The organism is Nocardia sp. NPDC004340 (assembly GCF_053602575.1).
This window is the reverse complement of sequence record NZ_JBSGDW010000004.1, coordinates 180,204-200,243: the sequence shown is the minus strand read 5'-3', so window position 1 is coordinate 200,243 and position 20,040 is coordinate 180,204. Positions and strand designations below refer to the sequence as shown.

Sequence of the window (20,040 nt, the reverse complement as noted above, 5' to 3'; positions counted from 1 at the left end):
TCAGGTCAGGCAGACCTCGATGCCGGTGGCGGCCGCGATGAGCGCGGCCACCGGGATCAGCATGGCGGTCAGGGTCGCGGCCACGGCCGCGGTGCGCGAGTGGGAGCGGGGCGGTTCGGAGAGTCGTCGCACGCGTGCGCGCAGCACCGCGTGGGTGGTGTCGGACTGCTCGGGCAGCGCGGCCATGGTGAGCAGGGCTTGCAGGACCGTGTCGCGGCCGTGAATACGCGCGGCCGCGTCGTCGGCCAGCATTTCCAGCAGCCGCGCCACCTCCGCCGCGCCGATGGTGAACAGTTGGATCCGCGGCAGCACGGTGGCCAGGCCGCGGGTCAGGGTGAGCAGCAGGTGGTGGCGGCCGATCAGGTGGGCGCGCTCGTGCGACAGCACCGCTTCGAGGTGGTGGTCGTCCAGGGCGGTGAGCACGCCGCGGCTGACCACGATCGTATGGGGTTTGCCCGCAACGCAATACGCGGCGGGATGATCGACGTCGAGGATCACGGCGTCCAGTTCGGGGTGGTGGCGTCCGGCCAGGCGGGCCATGCGTGCGTGCTCGATGGTGCTGCGGCGTGATCGCCACAGTGTGGTGGCGAGCCGGAACGCCACCACCAGGCCCGCGAGCGCCGCGAAGAAGGACAGGACCAGCAGGCCCGTCTGGAGGTGCCGCCCGTAGTGGCCGACCGCCGCGTCGTGCAGGTGCAGCAGGCAGGTGTCGAGGAAGCGGGCCGGTAGCACCGAGATCTTATGGGTGCCGATGTCGACCACGATGATGGTCACCGTCACCGTCCAGGCCAGCAGGGTCGAGATCATCACCGCCACCCACGCCGCGACCGCGATGCGCGGTGCGGCCCCCGACGCGCTGATCCGCCGCAGCACCCGGGGCGCGAGCACCGCGACCGCGAACCCGTACAGCAAAAGACAGACAGCGACACTCATCGGCCCACCCGCGATCGCGCGGCCCGCATCCGATCTCCTCCCGTGGAATCCGCCCGAGTGTAGGGGGCAAAACTGAGGACAGCCTTACTGTCGCGCGCGAGTTTGCGAATCGTGTGCGGGTCGCCACGTGCCCCTTGCGTGCGACCCCGCGTCTACGATATTACGTATCTACGTAGTTGATACGTAGATGGTCTGGGTGTCGTCCTCCGACGGCACCGGGACGCCGACCGGAACCGGCGTCGACCACGGGCGGGGCCGGGCTTCCAAGCGAGCAGGCCCGGCGCCGTCCGTGGTCACCGGGGCGCGGCCAGCAGGCCCAGTGCGGCCGCCTCGATCGCGTCCTCGTCCAGGAGCACCGACGTTGCCGCCGGGCCCAGCGGCACGAAACTGTCGGCACTGGTGACCCGGGCCAGCTTGCCCTCGAATCCGGCGTCCAGCAGCGCCGCGCACACCGCCTCGGAAACGCCTCCGCTGCGGCGGGTTTCGTCGGCGATCAGCACGCGCCCGGTGGCGCTGGCGTTGTCGAGGAGGTCCTCCACCGGCAGCGGGGCCAGCCAGCGCAGGTCCAGCACCCGGGCGTGGATGTCGCGCTCGGCCAGTCGCCGGGCCACCCGCAGGCTCATCGGCACCCCGTTGCCGAAACTCACGATGGTCAGATGCGTGCCCGTGCCGTGCACCCGGGCGCGGCCGATCTCGGCATGGGGCGCACCGGAAATCGGCGCCAGCCAGCCGCCGTCGCCGTCGCTGTACAGGTCGCGGATGTGATAGAGCGCGATCGGCTCCACGAACACGCACACCCGGCCGTCCACCCGCGCCGCCGCCACACATGTGCGCAGCATGGCCGCGGCGTCGTCGGCGCGCGATGGCACCGCCAGCACCAGACCGGGGATATCCCGCAGTGCGGCAAGGGAATTGTCATTGTGGAAGTGGCCGCCGAAGCCCTTCTGATACGCCAGGCCCGCGATGCGCACCACCACCGGATTGCGATAGCGGCCACCGGAGAAGAACGACAGCGTCGCCGCCTCGCCGCGCAACTGGTCCTCGGCATTGTGGACGTAGGCCAGGTACTGGATCTCCGGGATCGGCACGAACCCGGCCAGGCCCGCGCCGAGCGCGGTGCCCAGCACGCTCTGTTCGTCGAGCAGAGTGTCGAAAACCCTTCGTACGCCGAAACGTTGCTGCAGGCCCTTGGTGACGCCGTACACCCCGCCCTTGCGGCCCACGTCCTCGCCGAACACCAGCACGTCCGGGTCGCGAGCCAGCAGGTGCGCCAGGGTCTTATTCACCGCCTGGGCCAGGGTGAGCGGGTCGCCGTTCTCGGGGCCTTCGGTGCTGCGCAGGGCGTCGATGCGGACCGTCGAGGGATGCGCGGGGGCCAAGGGGGTCAGGACCTCGGCGGCCGAGCCCAATTTCGGTTCGTGCCAGGCACTGTCGGCGGACTTGGCGACCTGTTCGGCGATCTCGTCGTAGCGGGCCAGGATCGCGTCCCGGGTCGCCACCCCGGTGGTGACCAGCAGCCGGGCGGTCGCGGCCACCGGGTCGCGGCGCAGATCGGCGGCCATATCGGCCGGACGCCGGTAGGCCGATTCGACATCGGAGCCCGCGTGGCCGAGCAGCCGCACCGTGCGCAGACGCAGGAAGGCCGGTTTGCGTTGGGCGCGAACATGATCGGCGGCCGCTGTCGCCGCCGCCAGCGCCGCGGGCAGGTCCGCGCCGTCGGCGTCGAAATACGCGAGTCCGGGGCGCGAGCCGTAGGCCTGCTCGATCCAGGTGCGCGGGGTGGGCACGCTGATGCCCAGGCCGTTGTCCTCGCACACGAACAGGATCGGCATGGGCACGCCCTGATGGGCGGTGTGGATCGCGGTATTGATCGCACCGGCGGCGGTCGAGTGATTGGCCGAGGCGTCGCCGAAACTGCACACCACCACCGCGTCCGTGGGCCATTCGGTGCGCAGTCCCAGCTGGGCGGCGCGCCCCAGCGCGAACGCCAGCCCGACCGCGCGCGGCAGATGCGAGGCGATGGTGGAGGTCTGCGGGATGATGTGGGCGGGCTTGCTGCCGAAAACCTTGTGCCGCCCACCGGAAATCGGGTCCGCGGCCGCCGCGGTCACGCCCAGCAGGACGTCGCGGATCGGGTCCAGGCCCGGCACCTGCCGGGTGCGGTACACGAAGAACGCGCCCGAGCGGTAGTGCAGCAGCGCCGGATCGGTGACCCGCAGCGCCGCCGCGACCGCGGCGTTGCCCTCGTGCCCGGCCGATCCGATGCTGTAGTAGCCGTGCCCGTCGCGGCCCAGCCGCCGCGCGGCCAGATCCAGGTGCCGGGAGGTGGCCTGGGCGTCGAACAGCGCCAGGGCGAGCTCACCGGTGAGCCCGGCGGCGCCGATCGATTCCCCGTGCGCGCGAGCCGGTCCCGGCGTCGCCGCGGCGACCTCCGCGCGAAACCACTGATTCAGATCCGCTTCGCGATCGTTGATGACGCCCTCCCATGTGGCCCATATGTCGCGTACGCCGGGAGATCAGGTTAGAGGTGGAACGGCGCTACCTGCGGCAACATCCGATCCCTCGGCCAGTCCGTTCCAGCCTGCCGCGAATCGGCGCGGGCGGGGACCATTTGTGGAGATGTCGCCGTGTGGAGATGTCGCCGTGTGGAGATGTCGCCGCGTGGAGATGTCGCCGGCCGGAAATGTCGCCGGGCGGCGGGGAGGGGACCGCCCGGCGACATCACCCCGCTACTTGCTCGAGCCGGTACCGCCGAGCAGGGAGCCGAGGCTGCCCGTCCCGCTGCCGGTATCGACCCCGCCCGCGGCGGCGGCCACCACGACCGAGGCCCGGTCCGAGGACGCGTTCACGGTGCCCTGACCGGAGTACTCGGCGGTCAGCGTGCGCTGGCCCGCGGTTGCCGGGGTCCACTGGATGGTGGCGGTGCCGTCACCGGAGACCTGCGCGGTGCCGACCACGGTGTTGCCGTCCTTGAAAGTGACCGTGCCCCCGGCGGTTCCGGGCTTCACCGTCGCGGTCACCGCCACCGCCTTACCGACCTGCGCGCCCGAGACCGGGGACAGGGTGGTGGTGGAGTTGGTGTTCTGGACCGGCGCGTCGGCCACGGTGACCTGGGTGGTCGTGGTGGAGCCGGTGACGCCGTCACGGCCGGAGAAGGTCGCGGTCAGGGTGTGCGCGCCCGCGGTGGCCGGGGTCCACTGGTAGGCGGCGGTGCCGTCGGAACCGACCGGGACCACCGCCAGGGAGGTGTCGCCGTCGCGGAGTTCGACGGTGCCGCCCGCCGCGGCCGGGTTCACGGTGGCCGTCAGCGTGGTCGCCTTGCCGACCTGCGCGCCCGAACCGGCGGCCAGGCTTACCGTCGAGGACGCGTTCTGCTCCGACACCTGCGCGGTGACCGGACCGGACTTCGAGCCGTTGGCGGCCGTGGTGCCCGCGTACTGCGCGGTCAGGGTGTGATCACCCTTCACCGTGGGGGTCCATTGGAAGGTCGCGGTCCCGGCCGCGTCCAGCGCGCCGGAGCCGATCTTCGTTGTGCCGTCGTAGAAGTCGACCGGGTCGCCCGCCGCGGCGCCGGTGACGGTCGCGGTCAGCGTGGTCGCGACACCGACACGCGCGTTCTGCACCGCGGCCAGGGTGGTGGTGCTCGCGTTCTTGCCGACCGTGATCGAGGGGCCCTTGGTGCCGTAGTTGCCCGAACCCAGCGACCCGCCGTAATCCATGCCGCTGGTCAGCGCGACACCGCGAGCGCAGTCGCGGCCGACCTTGTACTGCACGGTGAAGATGGGGGAGCGGTGGAATCCGGGGCGGTTCTGCACCGACCACTCGGTGACCCCGAACGACACCCGCACGTAGCCGCTGCCATTGCCCTCATCGGCCTTGACCTCGGGATTGGCGTACGGGTAGTCGCCGTCGTTGCCGGTCATCTTCGCCGAGCCGTCCACGTAGGTCAGGCACGTCGCGTGCCGGTCCTTGATGTTGTAGATGAACTCGTCGGTCCAGCTGGTGCGCTCGAACTTGGTGCTGACCGTGACGGTGTCGCCCTCGGCGGGGGTGGTGTTGCTGACGGTCCGGGTGAACTGCGAGGAGCCGTCGCTCCAGGTGATGGTTCCCGCATCCGCCTGTGCCACGCCGGCGCCGAACAGCGCCAGCGCGCCCGCCGCGGTGGTGGTTGCCGCGCAGGCGGCCACGCCGCGGGCGGTAACTCTGTGTGCCATGGATTTCCTAGTGTTCGATGGGTGAGTGAACATTAGGGTCGCCAGGGCACGGAGTTGAAACACTAAAAAATGGTTGTTTCACAACGTTCTGTTGTTGGTCGGACATGCATAGAAAACCCTGTTGCGCAGGGTTTTCCGACAATGGCACGAACCGTCAGTGCGGCCACAAATCCTTGCCCAGGAGGTCCGCGATCAAGGCAGCGATATTCCAGGCGTCGTCCCCGCCGCGATGATGCGTCCCCTCCAACGGCAGACCCGTCAGCCGCAGCGCACCGGCCATGCCGTAACGACGCTTGGTCTCGTGCGCCGCGGAGAACGCCAGCTTGGCATTGGTGTGCGCGCTGCCGAACGGATAGCGCACACCCGTGCCCTGGCATTGCGCGGTGAACTGTTTGCGGTCGTAATCGCCCCAACTGGCCCACGGCCGGGAATCGGCGTGGAATTCGGTGCGCAGCAGTTCGCACGCTTCGGCGAAAGTAATGCCCGTGCTCACCTGTTCGGGAGTGAGTGTGGTCAGGCTCGTGCAGAATTCACTCACCGTGGAATGCTCGGGCCGCACCAGAATGCTGTGCTTGCTCACCCGTTCCCCGGTCACGGTATCGAGCACGCACAGCCCGATTTCGATGATCTCGCTGGGTTGCCCCGGCGGATTGGGCCCCTCCCAGCAGGTGGCCTCCACATCCACCACATTCAGGAATCTCGTTGTCGTCATGGAATCGGACGCTAGCGCGCCGATACCGTCCGGCGACAATGATTTTCGCGCGGACCCGGTCCTTACTCGGCCCGCAACTCGATTCCGGTGTTGTTGCCCGCATTGCGCAAGGTCAGCACGTCGGAATCGATGGTGGCCTTGACCTTTCCGTCCAGCGCCTCCAGCACCTGCTTCTCCACCTCCATGACCTCGGGGGCGCACATCATGCGGGTGGTGGCGATGGCGAAGGTGACGTCCTCGCCGTCGATCGCGGCGGTGCCGGTCATCTGATTGCAGCCCGCGCTGCCGGAGACCTTGCCGTCGGGGGTGATCGTCAGGGTGGGGCGGACCTCGTCGAGGGTCGCCGAACGGATCTTGGCCTGTGTGCGCAGCAGGGTGGTCACGATCCATGTGGTGCCGACCAGCGGCTTGTCGGGGTGGGCGACCTTGCGGTCGAGCATGGTCACCGTCGAGCCGCTGCCCTTCAAGGTGAGCGTGTCGCCGGACAGGGTCCAGGTGGGCTGGGAACGCAACAGCGTGGTCTGCCATTCGTCCGCGCCGGCCAGATCGCCGGGGCATGCCATCAATGTCGACGCCAGGTCGCCGACCTGCAGCGTATTGCCCTGCAGGTCGACCGAACCATTGGCGGTATTGCAGCCCGAGGACGCCGATACCCGGCCCTCGGTGAAGGTCAGCGTCAACGGCCCGCCGCCCGGAATCGGGGTCCCCGACACCGCCGTCGACACGAACGTGCGGCCGCTCAGCGAAGCGGGCGCGGTGTCGTTTCCGCCGCCACCCGAGGAACATCCGGCGGCGGCCAGGGCGGTCAGTGCGAGCAGGATCGAAACCCGGGTTGCTGGCATGAGCCCGATCGTACGGCCGCTACACCGGCATCCCGAGCGCCGACGCGAGGGTCTGCCCGATCGTGTTCACGAACGCGGCGACCGCACCCGGGTCCAGAATGCCGGAATACACATCGCGGTTGTGGCAGCCCTGCGGCGCGGGAACGCCATTGAGGCGGTCATCGAGCCACAGCGCCGCGCTCGCGGTATTCGACACCGCCGCGATGCCGTGCTCGCTGAACAGATCACGCGTGTACTGGACGCGGGCGCTCGGGTCGTGGCAGTAAATGTGATACGTGCTGTCGACCGCGTTGAGCGGCATCACCTCGTCGAAAGTGCCCTCATAGATATAGAGCGGCGCGATCGGCGTCCCGCGATGGCCCAGACTCAGCTCGTCGAGCACCGGCTGCACCTCCGGCGCGAGCATCGGATCGCCGGGGTAGTCGAACAGGCCCTTGATGTTCACGAACGGGAACGCCGCGAATTGCAGCGCCACGCACTGGTTCTCGTGTACCAGCCGAGTGGCCTTGCCCAGCGGGTTCATGTGGTCGGTGATGAAGCGATCCACCTGTGGATACTCCCGCGCCACCCCGAACAGGCCGCCCAGTACCGCACCGCCGAAGCTCGAGGTGCCGTTGTTGTAGTCGATGGCCGCGCGGATATCGGCCATCAGACCGCCCGCCGCCGCCCCGGCCAGCGTGAGCTCGGGCGCGTAGGTGGGCTGCAACTCCGCGGCGTGCGCGGTCGGGATCGCGCCGCCCGAGTAGCCCCACAACGCGACTCGCGTGTCGGTGCCCGGCAGGCCGGCCGGATCGAAACGCTCCGCGGCGCGAATCCCGTCGAGGGTGATCCGCCCGCCCAGCGGACCCACCGCGTACGCGGCGTTCGGGCCCTCGTGATCGGGGATCAACACCGCGTGCCCGAGCTGCAACATGGCCTGCACCTCCACGAATTCGGCTTCCATCACCGGATTCAGCGGATTGGGCAGGGAACCCATGCGCAGCGTGTAGGAGGGTGCGCAGTTGACCGACAGGGAGTCCTCGGCCATCTGGAACGAGACCAGCCCGCGCTGCCCGCTCGGTGCGGGCCGATGCGGCACGACCACGGTCGCGACCGCCGCGATCGGTTCACCGCGGGTGTTGGTGCTGCGATACGACAGCTGCCAGGCATCGGCATTGAGCGGCAGCAGCCACACATTGGCGAGGGTGACCTGGCGCGCCGCCAGGATCTCCCCGGGCTGCGCGGCCGCCACCCGCGCCGGATCCGGTTGGTAGAAGCCCGGATCCAGATACGGCGGCGCGGGCGGGATCGGGAACGGCAGATTCGGCTGCACCGGCACCGGATCGGCGCCCGCCGTCACCGCCGGGCAGAACGCCACGGTCATCCCCGCCGCGATCGCCACACACGCCCACGCGATCGTCCTGGTCCCCGTCATATCGCACTCCTCCACGCCGCTGCGGCGGCCGCGTATCCACCCGCCCAAGAAAGAGAGTGGATATTTCCTAAGTTGCGCGGCGACCATATGCCGCCTGCGGCGAATGTGTCAACGGTCACCCCGGGCCGGATGTTTGCTGCCCGTGTTGTCGGGGCAGGATGGGGTGTCGTGAGCGAAGTTTCCCGCCCGCGGCGCACCCAGCAGGAGCGTCGGGCAGCCACCGTGGCCAAGCTGGTGGACGCCACCATCGCGGCCATCGGTGAGGTCGGCTACCAGCGCACCACCGTGCAGGAGATCTGCGGCCGCGCCGGACTATCGGCCGGGGCCATGTTCCGTCAGTTCGACACCCGCCTGGACCTGATCGTGCGCACCGCCGAGGAGATCTTCGCCCGCCAGCTCATCGGCTACCGCGTCACCATGGAACAGCTTGGCGCCCAGGACAATCCGCTCGACATCGCGCTGCGGTTCCTGCGCCAGGCCCAGCAGTCCAACCTCACCCACGCGCTGCGCGAGCTCTTCCTGGCCGCCCGCTCCGACACCGAACTGCGCGACCGTATGGCGCCCATCGCCGAGAACTACTACCGCGAGATCGTGGCAGCCCTCGAACACAGCGGTGTCCTCGCCGATTTCCCCGCCGACCTGCGCGAACCCATCTTCTTCATGATGCTGCACCTGTTCTCCGGCGAGGCCGTGGTGCGAGGGGTGTATCAGCGACCCGATCTCGATGTCACCGTGCTGCGTGTGGTCGAGGACATGCTGGCGGTCTACTCCCGGCACACCGCGCCGCCGAGTTGACCTTGCCGCTACGTCAACTCCTACCGTCGACCCCATGAGCGAACACCCCGCCATCGACCGCACCATCTACCCCATGCCCATGTTCGCGACCTTCCAGGTGCGCGACATCGCCGCCACGACGGCGTTCTACGAGGCCGCCGGATTCGTCGCGCTGGCAACCATTCCCGGTGACGACGGCCCGGTCGTGGTGCATCTGCGCCGCATGAAGTACCAGGACCTGCTGCTCGTCCCCGGCGACCCGGTCCCCGGCAGCACCACCGTCAGCTTCTCCGCCGGAGACGAGAACCTCGCGACCCTCGCCACCGCCCTGCGCGAGCGCGCCTTCCCCGGCGTGACGGTCACCGGCCCCACCGACACCGCGTGGTACACCAGCGATGTCACCATCACCGACCCCGACGGCAACCGCGTCATCCTCACCGCGCCCCGCCTGGCCGAACTCGACCACGCCAAGGAGTGGGCGGCCACCTTCGACGGCGACTGGGTCGGCAAACAGTAACGGGAGACCTTCATGGAGTGGACGATCCAGCAACTGGCCGACAGCGCCGGCATCACCAGCCGCGCCCTGCGGCACTACGACGAGATCGGCCTCCTCCCACCCGCCCGAGTCGGCCACAACGGCTACCGCTACTACGACACCGACTCGGTCGCCCGCCTCCAACGCATTCTCCTGCTCCGCGAACTCGGCTCGAGCCTCCCCACCATCGCCGAAATCCTCGACCGCCCCACCGGCGAGGGCGACCCCGCCGATTCCGAGAGTGTGGCGCTCGAGGCCCACCTCCGCTTCCTGGAAGCCGAACGGGCCCGGCTCGACGACCGGATCCGGGCTCTCCGACACACCCTCGACGCCCGCGCGGGTGCCGAAGGCTCCCTGCACATGATGCTCGAAGGCTTCAACGACCCCTACCGAGACGAAGTCGTCGCCCGCTGGGGCGAAGCCGCCTACGAAGCGGGCAACCAGTGGTGGCACGCCAAATCCCTACGACAACAACGCGAATGGAAACGCGACCTCGACGACATGATCGCCACCTGGATCACCACCTGGAAATCCGGCCACACGCCCTCTTCCGCCCCAGCCCAGTCCCAAGCCGCCCGCCACATAGCCTGGTTCCGGGCCATCCCCGGCACCCCCGTGGCCGACGGCGACCGAGACCGCTCCATCGCCATGGTCACCGCCATGGCCGACATGTACGCCGACGACCCGAACTACGCCGCCGCCTACGGCAACCCGAACTGTGCTGCGTTCGTGAGGGATTCGCTCAAGGAGTACGTTCGCAGCTCCTTGTGACCAAGTCGCCGGCGGCCGAGGCGACCGCCGGTTCCCCCGAAACCTATTTCTCGCAAGCGATCCCATCACCGTCACGATCGAGCGCGGAGCGATACCCGGGATCACCCCGTCGCAGCGGCGCAGCTCCGGCCCGCTTGGCCTCAGCGCAACTGCCGTAATACGCCGACGGAGCATTGGTCGTCTGAGGTGCCGGGGCTGCGGCAGGCGGCGGCGCCACAGTGGGTTGCGGCGCCGGGGCCACGAACGGAACAGGCGCGGGTGGCGCGGGTTCGGCTGCCGTGCTGAGCGACGGAACCTCCGCGGCGGTAGTCGGTGCCACCGTCGTTGTGCTACTGGGCGGCACCGCGGTCGTGCTCGCCTTCGAGGTGGTCACTGGCCAAGTGGTGGTACCGGCCGGAGACGATGACGCCGGCCCGCAGCCGGACATCAGCGCCGCCGCGAGCGTGGCAGCGGCGAGAGCGGTGAGGCTACGACGTAGCAATCGCAATGAATGGGCTTTCACGCCCACAGACCCTGCGCTGATTCCCTACGCCTGTACACCTTTCAGCAACACCTTGGCACGATGTGTCCCCACATCCCCGACCTTCCCGGCAAACCGGTCGTGCAGGGCGGCTGCCGATCACTCACGCTTTCTCGAGGCCATCGAACTCCGCGACATCAAGCCACGGCGAATCGGTGCGAATTTCGCGCCCTCAGCGTGCGCGGGAAATCAGTTGCAGCCATTCCACGCTCCTGCGAATGTGATTACACCGCAAGCTCAACCGAGCGGCGGCGGAAACGGAAGGTTCCGGCCTGTGGAGGCCAGCCGGTCTTGAAAACCGGAGGCGGGCATTGTGTCCCGGGGGTTCGACTCCTCAGCTTTCCGCGATGGAAGATAAACCGGTCAGGCCGGCCGGAACCCGTTGCTAGCGGTGTTGAGCCTCAGGGCTTGGGATTCGAGTTCTCTGTCTTCCACGAGGTCCGTCGAATGGCGGATCGTTGGAGCGGTGTGGCGCAGTTGGGAGCGCGGTGGGCTCATAATCCACAGGTCGTCGGTTCGAATCCGACCACCGCCACCAACCGGTTGAGCACATGGTGTGCACGGAGGCTGTAAACCTCCCGCCTTCGGGCACAGGTGGTTCGATTCCATCCGGCCGGACGCATGGCGTAGTTGCTCTGTCGGGATGGGCAGCCTGATTTTCACTCAGGAACCACGTCGGTTCGACTCCGACCTACGTCACTCGAGGCCGGGAGACCCTATTTCGTGCCGGCCGACTTGACCGTCACGGTGATCGGCTGCTTCTCGGCGACCAGCGCGCCAGGATCAGGCGACTGATCCTTCACGACCCACGCCGAGTTGTCCTGGCCGTCGAGAATGTTGCGCCCGTCGGGCGCGGTAGCCGAGGCGAACAGGAAACACACCCCATCACCCGCCCGCGCCGCATCGAGCCGCTGCCCCCGCAGATCCGGCATCGGCAACGGCCACGCCTTCGCATCACAGTGCACCGAATCCGCTGCGGCCGACGTCGACGACGCCGAACTCGACTTCGTCTCGCCCCCAGGGTTGCAAGCCGCCAGCAGCGGCACAGCAATGGACAGCACAACGACGGCGATCGCTCTCATGCTCACTCCTCATCCGACGTCGAGACCCTACCGCCACACCCGCTACCGCGCTCAGCTTCACGCCACACCGGCGACCTGTCGCGGGTCGGTGCTTCTTGTGTCTCTGCATGTTTCGCCGCATGAAGGGTGCTCCATACCTTCTGCGGCGGTGTGCACACTATCTCGCCGGTGACCTACGAAGTACTGTCGCGCTGGGGAATCGACGAAGATGCTGTGTTCGCGCTCGGCGAGCAGAACACGTCGACAGATGGACCGTTGAGAGTCGAACAAGCTGACTTCCCTGAGGGAACCGGGCCCTGGTTCCTACTCGCGGGCAACGACTACACGAGCGCGCATGCGCTTTGGCTCGACGAGTATCCGGCAGTCATCGGGCGCGTCGGCGCGCTTTTCACCGTCCCCGCCGAACTCAGTATCTACGCAGCCCCGATCGACGGCCTCGACATACTCGAGACAGCGCTGACTCTTGCCTCGGTAGCCGCGCATCGGTACAGGAATGATCCGTATCCGACCAGTCCCCATCTGTACCGATGGTGTGGCGGTCACATCGAGCTCGCTGTCTCCGTCCGGTCCGACGACAAGTCTCTGAGCCTTCTGCCCACGGACGAGTTCGTGACGCTACTCAACCAGCAGTGCCAACCAGGTCTTCTTCACTTGTGTACTCCCCAGATGTAGAACAGCCTTGTTCCCTTGGTCGATCAGAATGCGACCAGCCCGGGACGGTACCGATCCCGAAAAGTGAATTATGCATGCTTCACTTAAAGGTGGCCGGGGTCGCTCGGTGCCGCGGCCGACGCGGCGCCGCCGGAATTCCGCCGCTGGATCCGCTTCTCGCAGTATGTATTCGGTGATCACCGAGCTTTCGGACCCGGGCCTTCGTGGCATATCGGGCGTAGTGAGAGACAATCGATCATGCGCACTTCCACGGTCGTAGTGCTCGCAATCGCCGCCGCGGTGCTGGTCGCCACGGGCGCGTCCTCGCTGTATTGGGTGATCTGGGCCGCTCTGGTCGTGGTCGCGACCGCGCTGTGGATGGTCCGGCGATGATGACCATCGAGCGGTTCATCGACCGGCGACTCGAGCAGCAGCAGGAAGCCGCGGAGTTCGCGCTGCAACTGGAGCACGACTTCCGGGACTCCGGCCGCGAGATCGAATACCAGTGGGTTCGTCTCGTGCGACCCAAACACAGCCGCACCGCCCCGTCGGCGGTGTTCGTGCCGGGCGTGCTGACCCCGAAACAGACGCTGCGGCACGTGGCCGTGCTGCGGCTGATCTTCGGCGAGCACGCGCCGGATGAGCACCACCGGTGTTCGGTATGCCGTGACGACGACGCCTCCGGCGATGGCACGGCGGCCTGGCCGTGCCCGACCGTGCGCGAGATGGCGGCCCTCTGGTCCGACCACCGTGACTACCGCGCCGAGTGGGCGATCGATCGGCGTTGATCTTTCCCGTCTGCGCGACCAGGGCTGATTCGTTGATACTGGCGAGCACCGCATACACTCTCCGGTATGCGGATGTTCCTGGATATCCTCCTAGTTATCACCAGCGTGCTGCTGGTGCTGCTGGTGCTGTTGCACCGCGCCAAGGGCGGAGGTCTGTCCAGCCTCTTCGGTGGTGGAGTGCAGTCGAGCCTGTCGGGTTCCACTGTCGTCGAGAAGAACCTCGACCGGATCACCATCTTCCTCGGCGTGATCTGGCTGATCTCCATTCTGGGGATCGGCCTCGAAATCAAGTTCTCCTAAAGTCCACAGCTTCCGAAATCGCCCGGGCACCCGACGAAGGTGCCCGGGCGATTCGTCATGTCAGCTCCGATGCCCGTGGACCGGTGAGAGATTCGCCAGCGCGGCGGACAGCGCGCGACGGGCGTCGGCGCGGCTGATGGGGGTGTCGTCGTCGAGGGCGGCCAGCTCGATGGTGAGGAAGTCGCGGATCAGGTCGGACATGCTGACGCCGCGGTGGTCGGCCTCGGCGCGGATGCGTTGATCCATGGCGTAGGGGAGCCGGACCGTGCGCAGCACCGTGACGGGGGTGTCGGGGCCGGGGAGGTCGGGTTCGGGGGCGTCCTCGTCGAAGGTGAGGCTGTCGAGGAAATCGCGTGCCTCGGCCGCCGTGTTCGGGTACCCCTGGTCCGGATGGTCACTCATGGTCCGCCTCCCATTGTTCGAACTGGGCGAGAAGCCGTCCGGTCACCGGCCGGACGCCGATGACCTGCTGGTCCCACTGCGACAGCGGGCGAACCACCACCGCGAGCGGCAGCCCGGCGCCGGTGCGGCCGATGATCATGAGGGCGGGTAGTCCGCCCGTCCCGCGCACCGGTCGCGGCCAGCGCCGGCCGGGTCCGGTGAGGACCCGCAGGACCTCTTCCGGCGCGATACCGAGCCGGGCCGCAACGTCGAGGGCCCACTCGGGAATCTCATATCCCACGGCCGCATAATACGATCGTAAAACAGCTGGTCGCCACCTGTCGACCAGAGTTTCGAGAGAACCACGGGCGCGTCGGTCGCGGGCGTGTTGCCGGAGCGGCGTGATCGACACGCGGGCCGAGGCGCGCCGCACAAGGCATCATGAACCAATGGACCCGGTGAAAACGGTCGCGCCGAGCCTCGCGGGGGTGCTGGACCGCAATCTGTTCTGGATGGTGTGGAACACCGTGCTGGCCTGGATCCCGGTGGCGTTGGCGCTGCTGGTGTTTCGGCGCCCGCCCGAAGATGAACGACGACTACCGATTTCGCCGTTCTGGTGGGCCGGTGTCGTGCTGTTGCTGCTGTTCCTGCCGAACGCGCCGTACGTGGTGACCGATCTGGTGCATCTGCGCGACGACATCCGCGCCGCGGGCAACGGCCCTGTGGTGACGACGATTCTGCCGGTGTACGGCGTGTTCATCGTGTCCGGATTCGTCGCCTACTACCTGGTGCTGGCCGAGATGGGCCGCTTCCTGCAGGCGCGCGGACTGGCGGCGTGGCGGACACCGGTGACCCTCGCCGTCCATTTGCTGTGCGCGGTAGGCGTTTTCCTGGGCCGCTGGGTGCGGCTGAACTCGTGGGAGCCGGTGGTGCAGCCGCGCGGCACCTTCGACCGCATGATGCTGGCGTTGAGCTGGAACTGGGCCCCGGTGCTGATCGCCGCGGTGTTCGTGGCAACGGCGTTGGGCCACTTCGTGACCCGCGCCGTGGTGGAGGCGGGCGTGGACAGCGCCCGCCGGGGCGCCCGGCTGATCCGAACCCGCAGGTTCGCCTAGCCGGACGCCCACAGGGGATCAGGCGATGCCGAGTCGCTCGGCCGCCAGCACCCGGATCGCCTTCTTGTCCGGCTTGCCCAGACCGGTCAACGGCAGCCGCTCGATCACGATCACGTGCTTGGGCACCTGCACGGAACCCTTGCGCTGCTTGACCGCGGCCTGGATCTCGGCGGTGACCGTCTCGACCGCGGCGGGATCGGCGGCGGTGGCGGGATCGAGCACGAGCACCGCGGTCACCGCCTCGCCCCACTGCGGATCCGGCACGCCGACGACCGCGACCTCGTGCACCAGAGTGTGCTCGGAGACAACGTCTTCCACCTCGCGGGGGAACACGTTGAACCCGCCGGTGACGACCATGTCCTTGGAACGCCCGACGATGAACAGGAACCCGTCCTCGTCCTGACGCGCCAGGTCACCGGTGCGCAGCCAGCCGTTCTTGAAGGTGTCCGCGGTGACCTCGGGCAGGTTCAGGTACCCGCCCGCGAGCAGCGGTCCGGAGACGCAGATCTCGCCGACCTCGCCCTGCGGGACCTGCTTGTCCTCACCGTCGAGCAGCGCCACGCGCACCGCGGTGGAGGGCCGGCCGCACGAGGTGAGCCGCGCCTTGTCGTGCTCGTCCTTGCCCAGGTAGCTGATCGCCATCGGCGCCTCGGACTGCCCGAAGTACTGGGCGAAGATGGGCCCGAACCGGTCGATGGCCTCCTGCAACCGATTCGGGTCGATCGCGGACGCGCCGTAGTACACGGTCTCCAGCGAGGACAGGTCCCGCGTCTTGGAGTCCGGGTGGTCGAGCAGCGCGTACAGCATCGACGGCACCAGCATGGTCGCCGAGATCTTGTGCTCCTCGATCGCGCGCAGCACCTCGCCCGCGTCGAAACGCGGCAGCACCACGCACTGCCCGCCCAGCAGCACGACCGGCAGGAAGAACGCCGCGCCCGCGTGCGAGAGCGGGGTGCAGATCAGGAATTTCGGCCGGGTCGGCCATTCCCACTCCGAGAGCTGGATCTGCGTCATGGTGTTCATGGTCAGCGCCGTGCCGATGACACCCTTGGGCTTGCCGGTGGTGCCGCCGGTGTAGCTGATCGAGATGACGTCCGAGGGCAGCAGTTCGGTCGCCTCGACCGCCCGCGGCTCGTACTTGTCGGCAGCGGCCAGGATGTCGACGCCGACGTCGGCGAGCTGCTCGGGCACCGGGCCCAGCACCAGGATCTTGGTCAGCGTCGGGACCATGTCGACCAGTTCGCGGGCGCGCTGCACGAACGCCGGGACCGGGTCCAGGATCAGCGTCGAGATGCCCGCGTCGGCAAGCACATACGCGTGATCGTCCAGGCCGCCGATCGGGTGCAGCGCGGTGCGCCGCGAGCCCACGATCTGACCGGCGCCGATGGTGAACAGCACCTCGGGCCGGTTCAGGGCCAGCACGCCGACCGGGGTGCCGGTGGTGACGCCGTGTTCGGCGAAGGCGTCGATGTAGCGGCTCATGCCGTCGAGCACCTCACCGCCGGTGAGGATGTGGTCGCCGAGGGTGAGCACCGGACGGTTGCGATGCCGCTTCAGCCCGGCCACCAGGGCGTGACCGTTGTGCACGGGCAGCCGGAGCATGGTGTCGGGATCGATTGCACTCATGGGGTTCTCAATTCATCCGATGGTCACGCCGTGTGGGCCGCGTACAGGGTGACGACGACCGCGCCGCCCAGGCCCAGATTGTGCGCCAGTGCGGTGCGCGCGCCCGCCACCTGACGGTCGCCCGCGAGTCCGCGCAGCTGCCAGCTCAATTCGGTGCACTGCGCCAGGCCGGTCGCGCCGAGCGGGTGGCCCTTGGAGATCAGGCCGCCGGACGGGTTGACCACCCAGGTGCCACCGTAGGTCGTCGCGCCCGACTCGACCAGGGCTCCGGACTCGCCCTCGCCGCACATGCCCAGCGCCTCGTAGGTGATGAGCTCGTTGATGGAGAAGCAGTCGTGCAGCTCGATCACATCGACGTCGTTGACGGTGATCCCGGCGCGCGAGAACACCTTCGACGACGCGGCGCGGGTCATGGGCGCGCCGACCACGTCGATCATGGAGCCGGTGGAGAAGGAAGTGCCGTCGTCGGTGGCCAGCTCCTGGGCCAGGATCTCGATGGCCTGGTCCTCGAGGCCGTTGGCCTTCACGAACTCCTCGCTCACCACGACCGCGGCGGCCGCGCCGTCGGACATGGGCGAGCACTGCGAGCGGGTCAGCGGGCCGTGCACCGGCTTGTCGCCGAGGACCTGCTCGAGGGTGTACGCGTCCTGGAACTGGGCCAGCGGGTTGTTGGTCGAGTGCTGGTGGTTCTTCACCGCGACCGCGGCCAGCTGCTCGGGGGTGGTGCCGTAGCGCTTCATGTGCTCGATGGCGGCATTGCCGAAGAACTGGGTGGTGATCGGCGCGGCCGAGAACTCGAAGAGTTCCTTGTTCACCTTCAGGTGGTGGTCGACCGTGGTGACCTTCGGCTTGGTGGCCGGGCCCGCCATGGCCTCCTTGGTCATCTGCTCGAAGCCGACGGCCAGGGCGACATCGGTGATGCCGGCGGCGACCCACTCGCGGGCGAACATGAGCGCGGTGGAGCCGGTCGCGCAGTTGTTGTTCACGTTCACGACCGGGATGCCGGTGAGACCGATGTCGTAGAGCGCCCGCTGACCGGCGGCCGAGGGCTGGAAGACGTAGCCGACCGCGGCGCGCTGCACCTGGTCATAGGTGACGCCCGCGTCCTTCAGCGCGCCGTTCACGGCCTCGGCGACCATCTCCGGGTAGGTCCACTCGCGGGAACCGATCTTGACGAACGGCGTCATGTTCACGCCGACGACGAAAACGCGTCGCATTGGGTTGTCCACTCCTGTTCTTCGGGAACGTAATTCGTTGTGACTAGTCGGCGCGCGGGACGCGGCCGTCGATATCGGTGAAGCCGTACGCCTCGGCCAGGTCGGCGACCTTCCAGGCTTTCCCGGTGCGTGCCAGGCGATCCGGGTCCGCGGCCAGGGCGGTGACGGCGCGACCGGCGAAGTGCGGGGTCTCGGCCTGATCCAGGTCGAAGGTGCCCTCGCCGGGCAGGGTGACCAAGCGGCGGCCCTGGGCGTCGGCCGGAACCATCTGCAGCAGTTCGGTATTGACGATGCCCGGCCAGATGGACACCGCGGTGGTGCCGGTGCCCTCGAGGTCGTGGGCCATGTCGGCGGTGAGCCGGTCCACGGCGGTCTTGCCGACCCCGTAGACCGCGTTATGCATGTGGCGGACCGCGCCGGGGGAGGACACGCTCACGATCAGGCCCTGCGACTCGATGAGCAGGGGTGCGGCGAAAACGCTGGCCACGTAATGGGATCGGACGCCGATGTCGAAGCCCTCGTCCCAGGCCTTCGGCGGCACCTCCCAGAACTTGCGCCCGATCCAGCGCGCCGAGGCGGGGGAGTTGTAGACGTTGTTGACCAGTACGTCCAGCCGGCCCTGCTCGTCGCGGATCTGCGCGAAGAGTTTCTCCACCGCGGCATCGTCGCGGTGATCGCACACCACCGCGACCCCGTGCCCGCCGAGGGCGTCGATCTCGGCGGCAGTCGCGGAGACGGTGCCCGGCAGGTGCCCGGCCGTGACGGTGCGCCCGGTGACGTACACGGTCGCCCCGGCCGCGCCCAGCTCCAGGGCGATGCCCTTGCCGATGCCCCGGCTGGCCCCGGTCACCACCGCGACCTTTCCGGCGAGAATCTTGGGTATTTCGCTCACGACCTCTGGACATTACCTTGAAATAGGAACGTGTTCTAGAAATTGGAGGCGGAGTGGAACTGACGCATCGGACGATCGACACCGGGGAGGTCCGCCTGCACGTCGCGGATCAGGGCGAGGGCTTCCCGGTCGTCTTCTGTCACGGGTTCCCGCACACCTGGTACATGTGGCACCACCAGCTCGACGCGGTCGCCGCCGCGGGCTACCGTGCCCTGGCCCCCGACCTGCGCGGATACGGCCGCACCGAGGCCCCCGCGGACCCGGAGGCCTACACCAACGCCGCCGTCATCGGCGACCTCACGGCCCTGCTCGACGACATCGGCGCGGAAAAGGCCGTCTTCGTCGGCCTCGACTTCGGCGCGCAACTGGTGTGGGAACTGAGCCTGCGCGCCCCCGAACGGGTCGCCGGCGTCGTGGTCCTGAACAACCCGTTCGCCCCGCGGCCCCCGCGCCCGCCGTCGGCCTTCTGGACCAAAGCGGCCGAACGCCACTTCCTGCACCTGTCCTACTTCCAGACCCCCGGCGTCGCCGACGCCGAACTCGCCGCCGACCCGCGCGGCTTCCTGGCCCGGGTCTACTACTCGCTCTCCGGCGACTACCACTACCTCGACACCTGGAAGAACCCGCCCGGCCTCGGCTACCTCGACGTCCTCCCGCAGGCCCCCGCCCTGCCCTGGCCGTGGCTGTCCCAGGCCGAATTCGACACCCTCGTGGCCGATTTCGAGCGCACCGGCTTCACCGGCGGCCTCAACTGGTACCGCAACCTCGACCGCAACTGGGAACTCACCGAGGCCTACGCCGGCGCCAAGGTGGAAGTCCCCACCTACTTCCTCTACGGCGAGAACGACCCGGACATGGAAGGCTTCGCCGGCCGCGACCCGCTGGCCACGCTCCGGGCCAATGTCACCGACCTGCGTGAGGTCCGCGACGTGCCGGGCGCGGGCCACCTGGTCCAGCTCGAACGTCCCGACGCCGTCAACGGATTCCTGATCGAGGCGCTGAAGGGTCTCGACCTCGACCGGTAGCCGCGCGATGATCGACCGGCGCGGGCCGGTCGATCCCGCGTCGCCGGTGCCCGGCGGTCGTCGCGCGCGCTGATCAGGCGAGGCGAGCCCGGGCCTCGGTTAAGCTGTCCGCCTTCCTCGGTGAATCTCGATGGTGGCTTCGGCGCGCTCATCGGTCTGGACATGGTCGAGTTCGACCGTGACGGTGCGCGCAGCCTGTGTCGGCTCACGGTCGCGCCCCAACCTTCGCAGTCTTCCCGGCCAGAACC

Annotated in this window: 22 protein-coding genes and 2 tRNA genes; 11 read left to right on the top strand and 13 right to left on the bottom strand. The window is 68.4% G+C overall.

Translation table 11 applies throughout. The annotated features are described in order from the left end of the window. The 6 genes from ACWEOI_RS17465 to ACWEOI_RS17440 all read right to left on the bottom strand — a co-directional run bounded on the left by ACWEOI_RS17465 (position 1) and on the right by ACWEOI_RS17440 (position 8,115). Complete coding sequence (locus ACWEOI_RS17465; RefSeq protein ID WP_452360252.1) at positions 1-933, bottom strand: M56 family metallopeptidase; 933 nt, start codon at positions 931-933, stop codon at positions 1-3. Between the two features lie 293 nt (positions 934-1,226). Continuing rightward, positions 1,227-3,317: a thiamine pyrophosphate-dependent enzyme gene (locus tag ACWEOI_RS17460; RefSeq protein WP_452360643.1), complete on the bottom strand. Its 2,091-nt coding sequence runs from the start codon at positions 3,315-3,317 to the stop codon at positions 1,227-1,229. Positions 3,318-3,662: 345 nt separating this feature from the next. Further along, positions 3,663-5,147 (bottom strand): Ig-like domain-containing protein, encoded by a 1,485-nt coding sequence (locus tag ACWEOI_RS17455; protein ID WP_433672819.1) that lies wholly within the window; start codon positions 5,145-5,147, stop codon positions 3,663-3,665. Positions 5,148-5,301: 154 nt separating this feature from the next. Beyond that, positions 5,302-5,859, bottom strand: coding sequence for an exonuclease domain-containing protein (locus ACWEOI_RS17450; RefSeq protein ID WP_433672820.1), 558 nt, complete (start codon positions 5,857-5,859; stop codon positions 5,302-5,304). 62 nt (positions 5,860-5,921) lie between these two features. Next, complete coding sequence (locus ACWEOI_RS17445; RefSeq protein WP_433672821.1) at positions 5,922-6,701, bottom strand: META domain-containing protein; 780 nt, start codon at positions 6,699-6,701, stop codon at positions 5,922-5,924. A 19-nt stretch (positions 6,702-6,720) separates the two neighbouring features. Continuing rightward, a complete protein-coding gene (locus ACWEOI_RS17440; RefSeq protein WP_452360251.1) occupies positions 6,721-8,115 on the bottom strand; it encodes a lipase family protein in 1,395 nt (464 codons plus the stop codon). 168 nt (positions 8,116-8,283) lie between these two features. Between ACWEOI_RS17440 and ACWEOI_RS17435 the strand changes: the two genes are divergently transcribed. The 3 genes from ACWEOI_RS17435 to ACWEOI_RS17425 are packed head-to-tail and all read left to right on the top strand — an operon-like array spanning position 8,284 to position 10,195. Beyond that, positions 8,284-8,910 (top strand): TetR/AcrR family transcriptional regulator, encoded by a 627-nt coding sequence (locus tag ACWEOI_RS17435; protein ID WP_452360250.1) that lies wholly within the window; start codon positions 8,284-8,286, stop codon positions 8,908-8,910. A gap of 34 nt (positions 8,911-8,944) precedes the next feature. After that, positions 8,945-9,406 (top strand): VOC family protein, encoded by a 462-nt coding sequence (locus ACWEOI_RS17430; RefSeq protein WP_452360249.1) that lies wholly within the window; start codon positions 8,945-8,947, stop codon positions 9,404-9,406. 12 nt (positions 9,407-9,418) lie between these two features. Beyond that, positions 9,419-10,195: a MerR family transcriptional regulator gene (locus ACWEOI_RS17425; RefSeq protein WP_452360248.1), complete on the top strand. Its 777-nt coding sequence runs from the start codon at positions 9,419-9,421 to the stop codon at positions 10,193-10,195. Positions 10,196-10,238: 43 nt separating this feature from the next. On the opposite strand, the gene ACWEOI_RS17420 is transcribed toward ACWEOI_RS17425, so the two are convergent. Next, the gene (locus ACWEOI_RS17420) at positions 10,239-10,622 is read right to left on the bottom strand and encodes an excalibur calcium-binding domain-containing protein (RefSeq protein WP_452360642.1); all 384 of its coding nucleotides are present in this window, start codon (positions 10,620-10,622) and stop codon (positions 10,239-10,241) included. Positions 10,623-11,177: 555 nt separating this feature from the next. Here ACWEOI_RS17420 and ACWEOI_RS17415 point away from each other — a divergent pair. Both ACWEOI_RS17415 and ACWEOI_RS17410 read left to right on the top strand, forming a co-directional pair. Further along, positions 11,178-11,253: transfer RNA gene (locus tag ACWEOI_RS17415), tRNA-Met, on the top strand. Positions 11,254-11,338: 85 nt separating this feature from the next. Continuing rightward, positions 11,339-11,414: transfer RNA gene (locus ACWEOI_RS17410), tRNA-Glu, on the top strand. A gap of 17 nt (positions 11,415-11,431) precedes the next feature. On the opposite strand, the gene ACWEOI_RS17405 is transcribed toward ACWEOI_RS17410, so the two are convergent. After that, the gene (locus ACWEOI_RS17405) at positions 11,432-11,797 is read right to left on the bottom strand and encodes a PASTA domain-containing protein (protein WP_452360247.1); all 366 of its coding nucleotides are present in this window, start codon (positions 11,795-11,797) and stop codon (positions 11,432-11,434) included. Between the two features lie 168 nt (positions 11,798-11,965). Here ACWEOI_RS17405 and ACWEOI_RS17400 point away from each other — a divergent pair, with 168 nt between their 5' ends. The 4 genes from ACWEOI_RS17400 (at position 11,966) to secG (ending at position 13,536) form a co-directional block, all read left to right on the top strand. Next, positions 11,966-12,469 (top strand): hypothetical protein, encoded by a 504-nt coding sequence (locus ACWEOI_RS17400; protein WP_452360246.1) that lies wholly within the window; start codon positions 11,966-11,968, stop codon positions 12,467-12,469. A 237-nt stretch (positions 12,470-12,706) separates the two neighbouring features. Next, on the top strand, positions 12,707-12,841 hold the full coding sequence (locus tag ACWEOI_RS17395) for an LPXTG cell wall anchor domain-containing protein (protein ID WP_433672828.1): 135 nt from the start codon (positions 12,707-12,709) through the stop codon (positions 12,839-12,841). After that, positions 12,838-13,236, top strand: a complete 399-nt coding sequence (locus ACWEOI_RS17390; RefSeq protein ID WP_433672829.1) for a DUF6221 family protein — start codon at positions 12,838-12,840, stop codon at positions 13,234-13,236. Before ACWEOI_RS17395 ends, ACWEOI_RS17390 begins: the two co-directional genes overlap by 4 nt. A gap of 66 nt (positions 13,237-13,302) precedes the next feature. Further along, entirely contained in the window at positions 13,303-13,536 is a 234-nt protein-coding gene (gene secG, locus ACWEOI_RS17385; RefSeq protein WP_154789531.1) for a preprotein translocase subunit SecG, read from the top strand. 60 nt (positions 13,537-13,596) lie between these two features. Here secG and ACWEOI_RS17380 read toward each other — a convergent pair whose 3' ends face one another. Together ACWEOI_RS17380 and ACWEOI_RS17375 are read right to left on the bottom strand one after the other, a co-directional pair. After that, positions 13,597-13,938 carry a hypothetical protein gene (locus ACWEOI_RS17380; RefSeq protein WP_357083123.1) on the bottom strand — a complete coding sequence of 114 codons (342 nt, stop codon included), beginning with the start codon at positions 13,936-13,938 and terminating at the stop codon, positions 13,597-13,599. Continuing rightward, positions 13,931-14,218, bottom strand: coding sequence for a hypothetical protein (locus ACWEOI_RS17375; RefSeq protein ID WP_379280221.1), 288 nt, complete (start codon positions 14,216-14,218; stop codon positions 13,931-13,933). Before ACWEOI_RS17375 ends, ACWEOI_RS17380 begins: the two co-directional genes overlap by 8 nt. Before the next feature lie 148 nt (positions 14,219-14,366). Between ACWEOI_RS17375 and ACWEOI_RS17370 the strand changes: the two genes are divergently transcribed. Continuing rightward, positions 14,367-15,032: a DUF1361 domain-containing protein gene (locus ACWEOI_RS17370; protein WP_433672830.1), complete on the top strand. Its 666-nt coding sequence runs from the start codon at positions 14,367-14,369 to the stop codon at positions 15,030-15,032. 18 nt (positions 15,033-15,050) lie between these two features. Here the strand turns inward: ACWEOI_RS17370 and fadD8 are convergent, their stop codons facing one another. From fadD8 to ACWEOI_RS17355, 3 genes are read right to left on the bottom strand one after another with little or no spacing between them, the layout of a single operon-like run. Beyond that, positions 15,051-16,658, bottom strand: a complete 1,608-nt coding sequence (gene fadD8 / locus ACWEOI_RS17365; protein ID WP_433672831.1) for a fatty-acid--CoA ligase FadD8 — start codon at positions 16,656-16,658, stop codon at positions 15,051-15,053. A 23-nt stretch (positions 16,659-16,681) separates the two neighbouring features. After that, positions 16,682-17,875 (bottom strand): thiolase C-terminal domain-containing protein, encoded by a 1,194-nt coding sequence (locus tag ACWEOI_RS17360; RefSeq protein WP_452360245.1) that lies wholly within the window; start codon positions 17,873-17,875, stop codon positions 16,682-16,684. 43 nt (positions 17,876-17,918) lie between these two features. Beyond that, positions 17,919-18,767: an SDR family NAD(P)-dependent oxidoreductase gene (locus ACWEOI_RS17355; protein ID WP_452360244.1), complete on the bottom strand. Its 849-nt coding sequence runs from the start codon at positions 18,765-18,767 to the stop codon at positions 17,919-17,921. 53 nt (positions 18,768-18,820) lie between these two features. Between ACWEOI_RS17355 and ACWEOI_RS17350 the strand changes: the two genes are divergently transcribed. Then, positions 18,821-19,792, top strand: coding sequence for an alpha/beta fold hydrolase (locus tag ACWEOI_RS17350; RefSeq protein ID WP_433672834.1), 972 nt, complete (start codon positions 18,821-18,823; stop codon positions 19,790-19,792). Positions 19,793-20,040: the final 248 nt, after the last annotated feature.

Excerpts from the sequence above, each read along its gene's own strand:
- ACWEOI_RS17420 (WP_452360642.1), bottom strand. The coding sequence starts at position 10,622 with ATGTCCGGCTGCGGGCCGGCGTCATCGTCTCCGGCCGGTACCACCACT.
- ACWEOI_RS17430 (WP_452360249.1), top strand. The coding sequence starts at position 8,945 with ATGAGCGAACACCCCGCCATCGACCGCACCATCTACCCCATGCCCATG.
- ACWEOI_RS17465 (WP_452360252.1), bottom strand. The coding sequence starts at position 933 with ATGAGTGTCGCTGTCTGTCTTTTGCTGTACGGGTTCGCGGTCGCGGTG.
- ACWEOI_RS17395 (WP_433672828.1), top strand. The coding sequence starts at position 12,707 with ATGCGCACTTCCACGGTCGTAGTGCTCGCAATCGCCGCCGCGGTGCTG.
- ACWEOI_RS17455 (WP_433672819.1), bottom strand. The coding sequence starts at position 5,147 with ATGGCACACAGAGTTACCGCCCGCGGCGTGGCCGCCTGCGCGGCAACC.
- ACWEOI_RS17450 (WP_433672820.1), bottom strand. The coding sequence starts at position 5,859 with ATGACGACAACGAGATTCCTGAATGTGGTGGATGTGGAGGCCACCTGC.
- ACWEOI_RS17380 (WP_357083123.1), bottom strand. The coding sequence starts at position 13,938 with ATGAGTGACCATCCGGACCAGGGGTACCCGAACACGGCGGCCGAGGCA.
- ACWEOI_RS17405 (WP_452360247.1), bottom strand. The coding sequence starts at position 11,797 with ATGAGAGCGATCGCCGTCGTTGTGCTGTCCATTGCTGTGCCGCTGCTG.
- ACWEOI_RS17425 (WP_452360248.1), top strand. The coding sequence starts at position 9,419 with ATGGAGTGGACGATCCAGCAACTGGCCGACAGCGCCGGCATCACCAGC.
- ACWEOI_RS17445 (WP_433672821.1), bottom strand. The coding sequence starts at position 6,701 with ATGCCAGCAACCCGGGTTTCGATCCTGCTCGCACTGACCGCCCTGGCC.
- ACWEOI_RS17440 (WP_452360251.1), bottom strand. The coding sequence starts at position 8,115 with ATGACGGGGACCAGGACGATCGCGTGGGCGTGTGTGGCGATCGCGGCG.
- secG (WP_154789531.1), top strand. The coding sequence starts at position 13,303 with ATGCGGATGTTCCTGGATATCCTCCTAGTTATCACCAGCGTGCTGCTG.
- ACWEOI_RS17390 (WP_433672829.1), top strand. The coding sequence starts at position 12,838 with ATGATGACCATCGAGCGGTTCATCGACCGGCGACTCGAGCAGCAGCAG.
- ACWEOI_RS17360 (WP_452360245.1), bottom strand. The coding sequence starts at position 17,875 with ATGCGACGCGTTTTCGTCGTCGGCGTGAACATGACGCCGTTCGTCAAG.
- ACWEOI_RS17370 (WP_433672830.1), top strand. The coding sequence starts at position 14,367 with ATGGACCCGGTGAAAACGGTCGCGCCGAGCCTCGCGGGGGTGCTGGAC.
- fadD8 (WP_433672831.1), bottom strand. The coding sequence starts at position 16,658 with ATGAGTGCAATCGATCCCGACACCATGCTCCGGCTGCCCGTGCACAAC.